A 14,862-nucleotide genomic window follows, 5' to 3' on the forward strand; every position below is an offset into this window, starting at 1 on the left:
ATTTTTAAAAAGCCTGTATGGAATCAATTATTCAAACCATTACGGTGTACGCGTTGCCGGTACTTTTTGGCATTACGCTGCACGAAGCGGCCCATGGCTATGTGGCGCGCATGTTCGGTGACCCAACTGCGTATCAAATGGGGCGGGTCAGCCTTAACCCCATTCGGCATATCGACCCCATCGGCACGATTGCCGTCCCCCTGTTTTTATTGTTGACCACAAAACTGATGGGCGGGGCAGGCCTGTTGTTTGGCTGGGCCAAGCCGGTGCCCGTCGATTGGGGGCGTTTGCGCCACCCCAAGCGGGACATGATGTGGGTTGCGCTGGCTGGGCCGGGGTCAAACATTGTCATGGCCATCATATGGGCGTTGTCGTTGCGTTTGTTCATCTCTACAGGTATGGCGCCCGACGACTTCTGGGTGCGCATGGCTATTGCCGGCATTCAGGTCAACCTGGTTCTGATGGCACTTAACTTGCTGCCACTGCCTCCGCTCGACGGCGGCCGCGTTGTCTTTAGTCTGCTGCCCGACCGCCTGGCATATCAATACGCCAAACTCGAGCCCTACGGCATGGTTATACTCATTGTGCTTATGCTGACCGGCGCATTGTGGGTGTTGCTGCAGCCGCTTTTAATGTTGGGGCAAGGCGTCGTTCGCTGGTTTCTTTAAAAAACAGCAGGCGGGCAATATCTGTTTGGCGGCTAATCCGTTAAACTTGCAGGTTACTGTGTATTCTCGGAGCTAATACTCATTATGGTCAGTACCGAAACTGCGATCCCAACGTTTCAGGGGAGTATGGTTGCACTGGCAACCCCCATGCACCCTGATGGCAGCCTCGACCTGCCTGCGTATCGCAAACTTATCGATTGGCATGTGCAAGAAGGCACTGATGCGCTGGTCGTTGTGGGTACCTCCGGCGAATCTCCCACAGTCAGCATGGAAGAACACGCCGACCTCATTCGTATTGCTGTCGAGCACGCTGCAGGTCGTATTCCCGTCATTGCCGGGGTGGGGGCCAATTCCACCTCCGAGGCCATCGAGCTGTCTGAATACGCCCTTAAGGCGGGTGCGCAGGCGGGTTTGTCGGTTGTGCCTTACTACAACAAGCCTACCCAAGAAGGCATCTACCAGCACTTTCGCACCATCGCCGAAGCCGTCGACCTGCCTGCCATTGTGTACAACGTGCCGGGCCGCACGGTGGCCGATATGTCCAACGACACCGTGCTGCGGTTGGCGCAGGTGCCGGGCATTATTGGCATCAAAGACGCCACCGGCGACATCGCTCGGGGTGCCTGGTTGTTGCATCATAAGCCTGCCGGTTTCCAGGTTTTCAGCGGAGACGACCCCACCGCTGCCGCCCTTATCATGCTGGGTGGCAACGGCAATATCTCGGTTACGGCCAATGTGGCGCCACGCCTTATGCACGACCTGTGCGCCGCAGCGCTTGCTGGTAATGTGGCGCGCGTGCGCGAACTCAACGGGCGTCTTGTTCAACTGAACAAGGTGCTGTTCATCGAAGCTAACCCTATCCCCGTCAAGTGGGCCATGGCCGAAATGGGCTTGTGCCAGGCGGGCTGTCGTTTACCTTTAACTCCCTTAAACGAGCAGTACCACGCCGTTGTGCGTAATGCTTTAAAAGACGTGGGCTTAATTTAATGATCAAGATGCGCTTAAACAAACGCTTTACCGCCCTTACCCTCGGTTTGGGCGTGGCTTTGCTCTCGGGTTGCTCGCAACTGAACCAGTTCATGGGCACCGAAGACGCCGTCAATTACAAAAGTACCGTAGCGGGCGATCCGCTCAGTATTCCCCCCGACCTGACCCAGGCCAATCGCGACGCCCGTTATCGTGCGCCCGAAGGTACGACAACTTTCAGTCAGTACGCCGCCGCCCAACAAGAGCGCGGCCCTAACACCGGCGCGCAAAATATTTTGCCTACAGTCGACGACGTCAACGTCATGCGCGACGGCGATATTCGCTGGTTGGTGGTTAATCGTCCGGCCGAAGCCGTGTATCCCCAGGTTATCGAATTCTGGGGTGAGCAGGGCTTTACCATTCAAACTCAAGACGCCCTGGCTGGCCTTATCGAAACCGACTGGGCAGAGAACCGGTCGAAAATTCCTGAAGGCTGGATTAAATCTGCGCTGGGCAGCATTTTCGACCAGGTCTTCGACAGTGGCGAACGCGAGCGTTTCCGTACTCGCCTCGAACGGGTCAATGGCAAGACCGAAATCTATATCAGCCACCAGCAAATGGTTGAAACCGGTACGGCCGACAACTCCGGCTGGAAATGGACAGCCGGTAAAGAAGACCCGAATCTGAATGCCGCCATGTTGGCGCGCCTGATGGTCTTCCTGGGTACCGATGTCCAGGCGGCGCAGCAAAAAGTAGCGCAGGCCCAAAAAGATGCGGCCATGCCTACCGTCGAACCGGTTGCACCCGACCAGGCCGCCATTACCTTGGGCGAGTCTTTCGATCGCGCCTGGCGTCGTGTCGGTGTTGCCATTGATTCGGCCGGTTTCTACGTCGAAGATCGCGACCGTTCGGCAGGTGAGTACTTCGTGCGCTACCTCGATACCGATACCGGCGAAAAAATCGAGCAGCCTAATTTCTTCAGTCGCATGTTCGGTGGCAAGGGTACATCCGAGCCCAAAACTTTCCGTATCCGTGTGGCCGATCAGGGTTCAAGCTCGGTCGTCAGCGTGCTCGACGCAAACGGCCAGCAAGACAACTCCGATACCGCCAAACGGATCATCAGCGTGTTGTCCACCAATATGTAAATCAGGCGGTGGCCAGTTCGTTCTGGGGTTCTTCCAGCGTCTGGCCAAACCACTTAAGCTGCGGGCCCAGCCCGGCAACTTTACCCACGATAAGCAACGACGGCGCCTTCATCTGGTGCCGTTTTGCTTTTTGGGGCAGCTCCAGCAAGTGACCGTAAAGGGTGCGCTGGCCCGGGCGTGTGCCGTTTTCTATCAGTGCAAACGGCGTGTCGGCATCAAGCCCTTGGGCCAGCAGGCGTTGCGTCAGGGCTTCAAGCTGGCCAACGCCCATGTAAAAGGCCAGGGTTTCGTTAGGCGTTACAGGTTTGGCCGCTCGCGGCGAAGACAAATGGGTTTCAGGCACACGGTGTGGCGGACTGTTGGCAGGCGCAGGGGTGTTTTGTGCTTGTGTTTGGGGCATTACAGGGGCTTCCTGCTCGTGCGCAGTCACCAGCCTTACCGATTGCGCGTGGTCGCGATGTGTCAGGGGTACCCCGGCATACGCAGCGCACGCCAGTGCGGCGGTAATGCCCGGCACGACTTCGTAGTCTATGCCGTGCGCAACCAGGTGCTCCAATTCTTCGCCGCCTCGGCCAAATACAAAGGCATCACCGCCTTTTAGTCGGACGACAGTGTGTCCGTTGGCTGCATGCTCGACCATTAACGTGTGAATTCGGCGTTGGGTAGCGTCGTGATCTTCGCCAGGTCGTTTCCCTACTGAAATTTGCGTGGCGTCTCGTCGGGCCAGGTCGAGAATTTCGGCGCTGACCAGACGGTCGTACAGAATGACATCGGCTTCGTTCAGGGCGCGCAGCGCTTTTAGGGTCAACAGGCCAGGGTCTCCGGGGCCGGCGCCTACCAAAATGACTTTGCCGGGTCGATTGGTCGATGGCTGGGCCAGGTGCTGTATTAACAGTTGCTCGGCCTCGTCGCCGCGGTGTTGCCGCAGTGCTGCGGCGACCGGGCCGTCGAGCAGCTCATCGTAGAACGCGCGGCGGGCGCGCAGGTCGGGGCGTTGGGTCTTGATCGCTTTGCGATGTTTCTCGGCCAGTGCGGCCAAGGCCCCCAGGCTGTGGTCAAGCAGGGTTTCCAGTTTTTCGCGTATGCGCCGGGCCAGCACCGGAGCCTGGCCGGAAGAGGACACCGCAATAATCAGCGGGCTGCGGTCAACAATGGACGGCACCTGAAAAGAAGAAAGTTCTGGATCGTCGACAACGTTGATGAACAAGCGCCGTGACTGTGCCGCATCGGCAATCTGCAAGTTGACGTCACGATCGTTGGTGGCGGCAATGACCAGCCATTTTCCATCGAGCCAGTCAGGGGTAAAGACGTCTTGAATGACCGTGACTTTGCCCAAGGCTTGCCAATGCCTGATCGCCGGGCTGAGTGCGGGCGCGCCCACGGTAACGCGGGCACGCGTCTTGAGCAGTGCCGAAACCTTTCGCTCGGCGACTTCTCCGCCGCCAACGACAAGCACGTCCCGGTGATCAAGACGGGCAAACATCGGGAAGAGTTTCATGGCGGTATTCCTGGAAGTATGTGACTCAACGAACAAAGCTCATTCTAGGAAGAACGGGCTTTGTCACAAACGACCGGATAACTATGTCGATATACCTGGCAGGTATTAAAGGGCGGCGCTTTGTTAAATCAGGTAATGAATCCAGCCGTCGTCGAGCCAGGCATTCAACATCTCGAGGGCCTCGGCGGATGGACGGGCCTTGCGCAGGGCGGCGCAACTGATCTGTCGTTCGTCGGCCAGTTGCCGCAGCCAGGGCTTGGCGGCGATGGCCGCCACTTCGCCGTTAATGAAGACGCTGTTGTCCCGGTACATCAATCGGCTGCAGCGATCGAGCTTCAGCAGACCTTCGTCGGGTATCCCGTCAAGCAGGTCCAGGGTTTGGTCTCCCGGCTGGAACCAGGCGGCCTGTGAGGGCTCCGTCAGCCATTGACCTAAAAAGCGCGCCGCCAACTGCGGGGTGAACGGCACGCGACGCACCGCCTCAAGGGCAGCGCTGATCAAGGCTTCGGGCAGCTCCGCCGGGTGGGTTGTTGCGTGTATGCCGCGGTCTTTGTAGCGGGCGTCGAGCGTGGGGCCGGGCAGGGGCGGGCTGGCATACAGCCCGCCGGTGTCGCCCAGTCGTGCCATGATCTGGTCGCCGGCAGCGTCCAGTAACCCACGTGCCAGCGCCCCGGCGGTTGGGGCACGAAACCCGATAGAGATCGTCATGCAGTCGCCCTGCGCCACGCCGTCGTGGGCGATATGCGGGGGCAGATACAGCATGTCGCCGGGTTCTAATTCAAAATCTTCTTCGGCCCTAAAGTGAGACAAAATTTTAAGCGGCAGGCCGGGCATTAAAGAGAGGTCTTTCTGGCCACTGATTCGCCAGCGACGACGCCCGACAGCTTGCAACAGGAACACATCGTAGCTGTCGAAGTGCGGACCGACCCCGCCGCCTTCGGTCGCAATGCTGATCATGGCGTCATCCAAACGCGCGTCGCTGATGAACCGGAACTGATGCATCAGTTCTGCCATGGCGTCGTCATGCGCATCGACATTCTGGGCCAGAACCGTCCAGTTGGGTTTGCGCGCGCCGGGTAAGCGCTCAAGCGGGCCGCTTTTCATGTGCCAGCCTTTATCGTCGTGCCAGATCAGTCGGGATTCGACTTCTTCGCGCTTGACCAGGGTCTTGATGTCGGCGATGGAGAGTGATGGCTTGAAGCCGGGAATGGCTTGCCTTATTAGCAGGGGCTTGCGCTGCCAGTACTTGCGCATGAAAGTGTTGGGGCTGATACCGCCCAACAGCGGCAGGGGATGATCCAGGTTCATGACAATTGGGCTCGTAATTTGTACAGCAGGTCAAGGGCTTCCCTTGGGGTCAGCGTGTCGGGGTCAACCTGCTTGAGGGTGTTGTGCAGTTCGGTCAGCACAGGGTCGGCGACGTCTGTCGGGGGCGGGGGGGCAATTAGCGCCTCGGCCAGGTCGGCGTCTGGCTCGACCGGGCTGAACAAATCCAGTTGCGGTTGGGTCGCACCTGCCGATTCGAGCCTGGCCAGTTCGCGACCGGCATGACGAATGACGGCGGCCGGAATGCCGGCACGCTGCGCGACCTGAATACCGTAGCTTCGACTGGCCGGGCCGGGTTGGACTTCGTGCAGGAAGACAATGCCTGACGCCGACTCGGCTGCGGCCAGATGCACGTTGACGGCGCCTGCGGCCTCGTCAGGCAAACGGGTGATCTCGAAATAGTGCGTGGCGAAAAGCGTCAGCGCCTGATTGTGGGTCAGCAAGCGGTGGGCAATCGCCCAGGCCAGCGCCAGGCCGTCGTAGGTAGAGGTACCTCGTCCGATTTCATCCATCAGGACGAGACTTTGCGGGGTGCTGGCGGCCAGAATGGCAGCGGCTTCCGTCATCTCCATCATGAAGGTCGAGCGCCCACCGGCCAGATCGTCGGCTGCGCCGATGCGGGTGAAGATGCGATCGACTTGGCCGATGGTTGCCTGGGCGGCCGGCACAAAACTGCCGACCCGCGCGAGCAGGACGATTAGCGCAATTTGGCGCATATACGTGGATTTACCACCCATATTCGGGCCGGTAATCAACAGCATGCGCCGGTCAGGCCCCAGGTCGCAATCGTTGGCAATGAAACGCTCGATGCTGTGCTCGACCACGGGGTGGCGACCCTGCTCGATGACAATGGCGGCATTTTCTGACAGTTGCGGCGCCACCCAGTCGTTGGCCATGGCGTGTTCGGCCAACGCCGCCAGCGCGTCGATGCGTGCCAGGGCCTGGGCACATGCCGAAAGTGGCGTGACGTGAGGGGCCAGCGTGTCGAGCAGTTGCTCGTACAAAAGCTTCTCGCGGGCAAGGCTGCGGTCTTGCGCCGACAACACTTTGTCTTCCCAGCTTTTTAGTTCGGGCGTAATGTAGCGCTCGACGTTTTTCAGGGTTTGGCGTCGGCGGTAGTCGTCGGGAACCTTATCGGTTTGCCCCTTACTGACTTCAATAAAAAAGCCATGCACCCGATTGAATTCGACGCGCAGGTTGGCAATGCCGGTGCGTTCGCGTTCGCGGGCTTCCAGCGCCACCAGAAACTCGCCACTGTCGGTGGCCAGACGGCGCAGCTCGTCGAGCGTATCGTCGAAGCCGTCGGCGATTACACCGCCGTCCCTGACCATGAGGGCAGGTTCGGCCGCAATGGCTTGCTGCAACAGGGTCGTCAGACTGTCTTCGAGGCCAAGTTGATGGGCCAACGCACTCAGACTGGCATGGGCCTGGAAAGACGACAGGAGGTGTTGTTGCAAGGCGGGCAGTACTTGCATGGCATCACGCAAACTGGCCAACTCGCGCGGGCGTACCGACCGCAAGGCGACGCGGGTTGCAATGCGTTCAATATCCGGGATTTTTCGAAGCGTTTGCCGTAAAGCGTACAGCGGTGTCGGAGCATTGAACTGGTCTGAACCGGCGGCGGGTGACAGCAGGCTTTGAATAATGCCTTGTCGCTCGACGACCGGGGTATTGTCGCGCAGGGGGTGATGCAGCCAGTAGCGCAGCAGGCGGCTGCCCATCGGGGTCTGGCAATGATCCAGCGTCGAAAACAGGGTCGGGCTGTCTTCACCCGATAACGTCTGGGTGATTTCCAGATTCTTGCGGGTTACCGGGTCCAGCACCACGTATTGCCCGGCACGCTCGACACGCAGGCTTTGTATGTGGCTTAGTGCCTGGCTTTGCGTGCGGCTGACGTAATGCAGCAGGGCCCCTGCCGCACCAATGCAGGCGGGCTGGTCGGCCAGGTCAAAGCCGGCCATCGAATCGACACCAAAATGCGACTGCAGCGCCGTCTGGGCGTTGTCGAGCTCGAAGTGCCAGGCCGGCATGCGGCGTGTCGACGTGCTGTCGTCCATGGATAGGGGTTGCTGCTCCGGGAAAATCAATTCGGCCGGGGCAATCCGGTGCAGTTCGGTGTCCAGCATTTCGGGGTCGCACGAGGTAACGGCAAAGTCGCCATTGGCCAGGTTCATCCAGGCAACACCTGCCGTTTTGCTGCGGTTTTGCGACATCACCCAGGCTGCTGCAATCAGGCGGTCTGCCTTGGCTGGCAGCAAGGCCTCATCGGTCAGGGTGCCGGGCGTGACGATGCGTACAATCTGGCGCTCTACCGGCCCTTTGCTGGCGGCCGGTTCACCAATTTGTTCGCAGATGGCCACCGATTCGCCCAGGGCGACCAGTCGCGCCAGGTAACCTTCCATGGCATGAAACGGCACGCCCGCCATGGGGATGGGGGCGCCGTTCGACGTCCCGCGTTTCGTCAGCGTCAGGTTAAGCAACCGCGCCGCACGTTCGGCGTCTTCGTAGAACATTTCGTAGAAGTCACCCATCCGGTAAAACAGCAGATGCGATCCGGCCTCTTCTTTAAGGCGCAAATACTGGCGCATCATGGGGGTGTGGTTGTCGTGGTTAGTCACTGTCATTGCGTAAAACGGTGGGGGGTCAGTGTGGCCGCAGCGTGGGCCCGACAGTATATCTGCCCTGGTGCTCTTGCTGTGCGCAAAGGCCAAGGCACGCGTGCGGCCGAGTGGTAACCGGTGCGCTGGCCCGAAAAATCGCAAGGTTTGTTTGTTGCAGTTTTGCCTATAAAATAAGCGCTCATTTGTGCAATTACCATGTTTTAACGGCAGAATCACCCTATGCAAGAACTTACCCCCGCGCCCGCAGCCGATGACGACCTCACCGACTTGTATATTCAGCCGGGTCACTTGTTGCGTCGTGCGCATCAAATTGCGGCGTCGATATTCCACGACGAGCTGGGGCACATGATTACGCCGGTGCAATACGCCATTTTACGAACCCTTCGCGAGCACCCCGGTATCGACCAGGTGTCGCTGGCAGGGCTGGTGGCCATGGACACCTCGACCGCCGCCAGTGTGGCTACGCGTCTTGAAGAAAGAGGCTTGCTCGACCGCAATATCGATCCGGCCAACCGTCGGCAAAGGGCCTTGTATTTAACCGAACAGGGGCGTATGTTGCTCGAGAACGCAGGCGGTGGCATTAATCGTTTGCACGACCGTCTTTTTGCGGGGTTCACACCCCTCGAAGAAGCGCAGTTTATGGGGTTGCTTAGAAAACTGGTTCATCTTAACAACCTGCAAAGCCGGGCGCCTTTTGCACCGCCCAAAGAAAAAACCGCCAATGCCGACTAAGTTGTGGTTTGCTCGGGGCTTGACTAGGGTAAACCCTTGTTGCGCGGCATTTTGGCAGGCGTAAAATACAACCCACGTTCAGTACACTGAATCTGCCCCGGCCCGGTGCATTTTAGTGTGCAATCATTCACTCCGTGCGAGGTTGTTATGTTTTTGAAAAATGCGTGGTATGTCGCCGCTACACCCGACGAAATCGATACCAAACCCCTGGGCCGCAAAATCTGCGGCGAGCGCATCGCGTTTTATCGTGGGGCCGAGGGCAAGGTCGCTGCCGTAGAAGACTTCTGTCCGCACCGTGGTGCAGCGTTGTCGCTGGGCTACGTCCAAGACGGTAACCTGGTCTGCGGTTATCACGGGCTGGTCATGGGGTGCGACGGCAAAGTCGTGTCCATGCCTTTACAGCGCGTGGGCGGTTTTCCTTGCGTCAAAAGCTACCCCGTCATCGAACGCTATGGTTTTATCTGGGTGTGGCCCGGCAACCCCGAAAAGGCCGACCCCGCATTGATGCCTGACCTGTTCTGGGCCGAGAGCGATGAATGGGCTTATGGTGGCGGTCTATACCACATCAAGTGCGATTACCGCCTCATGATCGATAACCTGATGGATCTGACGCACGAAACCTATGTGCACGCCGACAGCATCGGCCAGGAAGAGATCGACGAGACACCGGTCAATACCAAGGTTGAAGGCGACGAGGTGATCACCAGCCGCTACATGGAAAACATCATGGCGCCTCCGTTCTGGGCGGGTAACCTGCGCGGAAATGGTCTGGCCGACGATGTCCCCGTCGATCGCTGGCAAATTTCGCGATTCACGCCACCCAGCCACATTCTTATCGATGTGGGTGTTGCACACGCCGGTAAGGGCGGTAAAGACGCCCCGCCCGAAAACCGTGTCCGCGCCATTGTGGTCGACTTCATCACCCCCGAAACCGAAAACTCGCACTGGTATTTCTGGGGGATGGCACGTAACTTCCGTCCCGACGACGCCGAGCTCACCGCGCGTATCCGCGAAGGCCAGGGCCGTATTTTCGGTCAAGACCTCGACGTACTCGAAGCTCAACAGCGTAACCTCGAAGCCTACCCCGAGCGCCGCTTGTTGATGCTCGCTATTGATGCGGGTGGCGTACAATCTAGGCGCGTCCTCGACCGTCTGGTCAAGGCAGAGTAGGAAGAAGAAACCACGCAAACAGCCTGAGCCTGATTGTCTTATCCACAGACGGTTGGCAGGGCGGTTTTCATACGCCCGCACCGCCTGTGGGTAAACCAACCATGTATAAAAAATGAGTCAATTAACCGTAAAAGTCGTCAACAAAGTTCTGGAAGCCGTAGATATTGTCAGCCTCGAGCTGGCCAGTGTCGATGGTAAACAGCTTCCGCCGTTCAGCGCCGGTGCTCACATCGACATCCATTTGCCCGGTGGTATCGTTCGCCAGTATTCGTTGCTTAATGATTCTGCCGAACAGCATCGCTACATTGTTGGTGTACTCAAAGACCCAGAATCGCGCGGCGGCTCTGTGGCTGTACACGACAAGGTCAATGTCGGCGACATCCTCGAAATCAGTGCGCCCAAAAATCATTTCGAATTGGTGCATGCCAAGCGCACGTTGTTGTTTGCAGGCGGTATCGGTGTCACGCCTATTTTGTGTATGGCGCGGCGTCTTAGCCAAACCAATGCCGATTTCGAAATGCACTATTGCACGCGTTCACCCGATCGCACTGCGTTCGAAAAAGACATCAAAGCGTCGACTTTTGCCGACCGGGTGCATTTTCACTACGACAGTGGTGATGAGGCCCAAAAACTCAATCTCAAGTCATTGGTGGCCGGCCCCCAAGACGGCACGCACCTGTATGTGTGCGGCCCTACGGGCTTTATCGACTACGTGGTCAATACGGCTAAAGAAGCCGGCTGGGCAGCGGGCAACGTCCACCTCGAATACTTCGGTGCTGCCGAAGTCGACACCAGTGGCGATACTTCGTTCGAAGTCAAAATTGCCAGTACGGGTAAAAGCTTTACGGTTCCGGCCGATAAAAGCATTACTCAGGTGCTCGACGAAAACGGTGTTTTCGTACCCGTATCGTGCGAAGAAGGTGTTTGTGGTACGTGTCTCGTGCGCGTCCTCGAGGGCGAGCCCGAGCACCGCGACTTGTATCTTACCGATGCCGAGCATGCTGCAAATGATCAAATGACACCGTGCTGCTCTCGCTCGAAGTCACCTGTCCTTGTGCTCGACATTTAATAGTTTGACTGTGCCGGCTTCGCCGGTGCCATAAAAACGCCGCTGTTGCGGTGTTTTTATGGCCACTATCGGTTATTTCGTTATGCAAGCCTCAGGCCTTAGGTCTGTCCAGACCAAGGCCGATTTTTCGTTTTCTTTTCGTTTTAGTGGTTTTTGCCTGTTGTCCTGATGACTGCTTTTGCAGTATTTGTCTGTGTTGCAGTTCGGTCAGGTTCGGCAGCATCTGTTTTTTCAAAATAACCGGAGGATCTCTCTCATGCCTCACGTCTTGAAGGGTGGCATTGGGCTGCCCGCTGTACGTTTGTTTCGGAGGCCGCCATGCTAAGTAATTTGGTGGGCGTCTTGTTTGACGGTATTGCCTTTGGGGCTCTGCTGTTTCTGATCAGTGTGGGGTTGTCCATCACTATGGGCCTCATGAACTTCGTCAACCTGGCACACGGGGCATTTGCCATGCTCGGTGGCTATGTGTGCGTCGAGTTGATGAACCGCATGGGCGTGCCGTTTCTGGCAACGCTGCCAATTGCTTTTATCGCAGCGGCCGCGGTTGGTTTCGTGCTCGAGCGCACCTTGTATCAGCGCCTGTATCAAGCCAGCGCACTAGACCAGGTGCTCTTTTCCATCGGCCTGGTATTCATGGTTATTGCAGCAGCAACTTTTGTCTGGGGGCCAACTCAGCAACCGGTCTTCTTGCCCGAGTTCCTGAAAGGGCAAATTACCGTCTTCGGTATTGGTCTGGGCATTTATCGTCTCTTCCTGATTGCGGTGGTTGTACTGGTCACCATTGCGCTGGGCCTCATCATCGAGCAAACCCGCTTTGGCGCCATGATCCGCGCGTCGGTCGATAACCAGCAGGCTTCTGCCGGTCTGGGCATCAACGTCAATCGCGTGTTCAGCCTTACCTTTGCGCTGGGTTCCGGCATGGCCGGCCTGGGCGGTGGTTTGGGTATCGACGTCCTTGGTCTCGACCCGACCTTTCCGCTCAAGTACATGGTGTACTTCCTTATCGTGGTTGCGGTGGGTGGCGCCGGTACCATCAAAGGGCCCCTGGTTGCAGCCATCTTGCTGGGTATCTTCGACGTGGCCGGCAAGTACTACGTGCCCGAAATCGGCGCCTTCGTCATTTACGGCATGATGGTTGTCTTGCTCCTTCTCTTCCCATCCGGGCTTATCTCGAGGCGCGCATGAACTTGAAGTCCTTCTCTATCATCGACAATCTTCCCGCGCCGCGGGTACCCAACGATCGCTGGCACAAGCTTGAGTATCTGTTCTGGGTACTGCCTTTCGTGGCGTATTTTCTGTTTCCCAACCATCTGGTACTGGTTAGTCAGATGATGATTCTGGCGCTGTTTGCCTTGTCGCTTGACCTGATCGTCGGTTACGCAGGCATTGTGTCGCTGGGTCATGCCGCATTCTTCGGGCTGGGCGCCTACACGTCGGGCTTGTTGTCTGCTCGTTACGGTTGGGGCGAACCTATCAGTGCCATGCTTATTGCCGCATCGTTCGCGGCTATTCTGGGCTATCTGACCAGTTTCCTGGTGGTGCGAGGACACGAGCTTACCCAACTGATGGTTACTCTGGGTATAGGTCTGATGCTCTACGAAGTTGCCAATAAGGCCACCGACTTTACCGGCGGGGCCGACGGCCTATGGGGTATCGAAACATGGCCTATCTTTGGCATGTTCGAAATCGACCTGTACGGCAAAACGGGCTTCTTTTATAGCTTTGTCGTTTTGTTTCTTATGTTCTTGCTGGCGCGTCGTATAGTCAGTTCAACATTTGGCCTGAGCCTTATCGGTATTCGTGAAGGCACCAAGCGTATGCCGGCTATCGGTGTTAACGTCGAGCGTCGTCTGGTTGCGGTGTATACCGTCAGTGCGGCCATGGCCGGTGTGGCCGGTGCCTTGCTGGCGCAAACCACACAGTTTGTCAGTCTCGACGCCCTTGGCTTTATCCGCTCGGCCGACCTGATGATCGTGCTGGTGTTAGGCGGTACAGGTCGTTTGTACGGCGCACTCATCGGTGCGGTAGTTTTCATGTTTGCACATCACTATATTTCAGACATTAATCCGGTGTACTGGCAGTTCTGGTTAGGTTTATTGCTTATCGTTATTGTTATGGTTGGCCGTGGCGGTATCCTGGGTACTATCGAAGCCATTTTCGAGCGCCGGCGCGAGCGTTTGGCAGGGGGGCGTTCATGAGCCAGCAAAATACAACATTGCGCACTGAAGGCCTGACCAAAATCTGGGGTACCTTCAAAGCTAACAGCGACGTCACCCTCGAATTCAAGCCCGGGGCGCGTCACGCGCTTATCGGGCCCAACGGTGCGGGTAAAACCACCTACATCAACATGCTCACGGGGGCGCTTAAGGCCACCAGCGGCAAGGTGTTTTTTGGCGACCGCGACATCACCAATTTGCCCCAACACGAGCGGGTCAAGCTGGGCATGACGCGGACGTTCCAGATCAATACCTTGTTTGCCGGCTTAACCGTGCTCGAATCGGTCGTTTTGGCGATCAGCGAGCGCGAGGGCATGTCGGGCCAGTGGTATAAAACCGTCGAGAAGCAAACCGCGCTTATCGAAGAGGCCATGGCGTTGTTGCAAACGCTGCGCCTGGCCCAAGAGGCCAACACGCGCACACGTAACCTGCCTTACGGCAAGCAGCGTCTGGTCGAAATTGCCCTGGCGCTGGCAACCAAGCCTAAAGTATTGCTTCTCGACGAACCTGCAGCAGGTATTCCCTCGGCCGAAAGCCAGGAGCTCTTCGAAGTCATTTCCCAGCTGCCGCGCGACGTCACCATTCTGTTCATCGAGCACGACATGAGCCTTGTGTTCCGGTTTGCCGAACGCATTACAGTGCTGGTGGGCGGTAAAGTGCTTACCGAAGGCACACCCGACGAAATCGCAAACGACAAGCGCGTCAAAGAAGTCTATCTGGGGGAGGCAGAACATGAAGAGTAATGGTGGCAAAGAGATGCTCGCGCTCGATAACGTTCGGGCAGGCTATGGCGAGTCTGTCGTTCTTGAAGACATCTCGTTCACGCTGAATGAAGGCGACACGCTGGCGTTGCTGGGCCGCAACGGGGTTGGTAAGTCGACGTTGTTGCTGACCATGCTGGGCCTGACGCAAATGCATGGCGGTTCGGTGCGCTGGCAAGGTGCAGACGTTACTCGTATGCCTACTTTTCGCCGCGCCCAAGAGGGTATGGGCTGGGTGCCGCAAGAGCGTCATATGTACCCGTCACTTACCGTCGAAGAACACCTGACGGTGGTGGCTCGCCCCGGCGAGTGGGACGTCAAGAAGGTCTACAATCTGTTCCCGCGTCTTGAAGAGCGCCGTAACAACATGGGTAACCAGTTGTCGGGTGGTGAGCAGCAAATGGTGGCTATTGCGCGTGCACTCATGCTCAACCCCAAAATGCTGTTGCTCGACGAGCCCATGGAAGGTCTGGCACCCATTATTGTGCAAGAGCTTCTGGGGGTTATCCGCCGTCTGGTCGAAGAAAGCGGCATGACCGTGATCGTGGTCGAGCAACACGCCCGTATGGCGCTTGGCCTGACCGACCGGGCCATTGTGCTCGATCGTGGCCAAATCGTGCACCAGTCCAGCAGCCAAGAGCTACTGGCCGACGGCGACAAGCTCGATCGCCTGGTGGCGGTGGCCTGACA

The 14,862-nt window shown here is 57.7% G+C and carries 13 protein-coding genes; 10 read left to right on the forward strand and 3 right to left on the reverse strand.

The window, feature by feature from the left end; translation table 11 throughout:
- Positions 1-17 precede the first annotated feature (17 nt).
- The 3 genes from GTU67_RS11105 to bamC all read left to right on the forward strand — a co-directional run bounded on the left by GTU67_RS11105 (position 18) and on the right by bamC (position 2,779).
- Positions 18-668 carry a site-2 protease family protein gene (locus tag GTU67_RS11105; protein WP_185780129.1) on the forward strand — a complete coding sequence of 217 codons (651 nt, stop codon included), beginning with the start codon at positions 18-20 and terminating at the stop codon, positions 666-668.
- Positions 669-752: 84 nt separating this feature from the next.
- Positions 753-1,655 carry a 4-hydroxy-tetrahydrodipicolinate synthase gene (gene dapA, locus GTU67_RS11110; RefSeq protein WP_185780130.1) on the forward strand — a complete coding sequence of 301 codons (903 nt, stop codon included), beginning with the start codon at positions 753-755 and terminating at the stop codon, positions 1,653-1,655.
- Positions 1,656-1,663: 8 nt separating this feature from the next.
- Positions 1,664-2,779: an NlpB/DapX family lipoprotein gene (gene bamC, locus GTU67_RS11115; protein ID WP_185780159.1), complete on the forward strand. Its 1,116-nt coding sequence runs from the start codon at positions 1,664-1,666 to the stop codon at positions 2,777-2,779.
- A 1-nt stretch (position 2,780) separates the two neighbouring features.
- On the opposite strand, the gene cysG is transcribed toward bamC, so the two are convergent.
- From cysG to mutS, 3 genes are all read right to left on the reverse strand, one after another.
- Positions 2,781-4,277 carry a siroheme synthase CysG gene (cysG, locus tag GTU67_RS11120; protein WP_185780131.1) on the reverse strand — a complete coding sequence of 499 codons (1,497 nt, stop codon included), beginning with the start codon at positions 4,275-4,277 and terminating at the stop codon, positions 2,781-2,783.
- A gap of 123 nt (positions 4,278-4,400) precedes the next feature.
- A complete protein-coding gene (locus GTU67_RS11125) occupies positions 4,401-5,585 on the reverse strand; it encodes a cupin domain-containing protein (RefSeq protein ID WP_185780132.1) in 1,185 nt (394 codons plus the stop codon).
- Complete coding sequence (gene mutS, locus GTU67_RS11130) at positions 5,582-8,227, reverse strand: DNA mismatch repair protein MutS (RefSeq protein WP_249417687.1); 2,646 nt, start codon at positions 8,225-8,227, stop codon at positions 5,582-5,584. Before mutS ends, GTU67_RS11125 begins: the two co-directional genes overlap by 4 nt.
- A 216-nt stretch (positions 8,228-8,443) precedes the next feature.
- On the opposite strand from mutS, the gene GTU67_RS11135 reads away from it, so the two are divergent.
- The 7 genes from GTU67_RS11135 to GTU67_RS11165 all read left to right on the forward strand — a co-directional run bounded on the left by GTU67_RS11135 (position 8,444) and on the right by GTU67_RS11165 (position 14,860).
- Positions 8,444-8,956, forward strand: coding sequence for a MarR family winged helix-turn-helix transcriptional regulator (locus tag GTU67_RS11135; protein WP_185780133.1), 513 nt, complete (start codon positions 8,444-8,446; stop codon positions 8,954-8,956).
- 147 nt (positions 8,957-9,103) lie between these two features.
- Complete coding sequence (locus GTU67_RS11140) at positions 9,104-10,126, forward strand: aromatic ring-hydroxylating dioxygenase subunit alpha (protein WP_185780134.1); 1,023 nt, start codon at positions 9,104-9,106, stop codon at positions 10,124-10,126.
- 112 nt (positions 10,127-10,238) lie between these two features.
- Positions 10,239-11,195 (forward strand): PDR/VanB family oxidoreductase, encoded by a 957-nt coding sequence (locus tag GTU67_RS11145; RefSeq protein ID WP_185780135.1) that lies wholly within the window; start codon positions 10,239-10,241, stop codon positions 11,193-11,195.
- Positions 11,196-11,513: 318 nt separating this feature from the next.
- Entirely contained in the window at positions 11,514-12,380 is an 867-nt protein-coding gene (locus GTU67_RS11150; protein WP_185780136.1) for a branched-chain amino acid ABC transporter permease, read from the forward strand.
- Positions 12,377-13,393: a branched-chain amino acid ABC transporter permease gene (locus GTU67_RS11155; protein ID WP_185780137.1), complete on the forward strand. Its 1,017-nt coding sequence runs from the start codon at positions 12,377-12,379 to the stop codon at positions 13,391-13,393. Before GTU67_RS11150 ends, GTU67_RS11155 begins: the two co-directional genes overlap by 4 nt.
- On the forward strand, positions 13,390-14,154 hold the full coding sequence (locus GTU67_RS11160) for an ABC transporter ATP-binding protein (RefSeq protein ID WP_185780138.1): 765 nt from the start codon (positions 13,390-13,392) through the stop codon (positions 14,152-14,154). Before GTU67_RS11155 ends, GTU67_RS11160 begins: the two co-directional genes overlap by 4 nt.
- A complete protein-coding gene (locus tag GTU67_RS11165; RefSeq protein WP_185780139.1) occupies positions 14,144-14,860 on the forward strand; it encodes an ABC transporter ATP-binding protein in 717 nt (238 codons plus the stop codon). Before GTU67_RS11160 ends, GTU67_RS11165 begins: the two co-directional genes overlap by 11 nt.
- Positions 14,861-14,862 lie beyond the last annotated feature (2 nt).

Origin of the sequence: Pusillimonas minor (genome assembly GCF_014237865.1) — a bacterium.
Classification (GTDB): Bacteria; Pseudomonadota; Gammaproteobacteria; order Burkholderiales; family Burkholderiaceae_B; genus Neopusillimonas; species Neopusillimonas minor.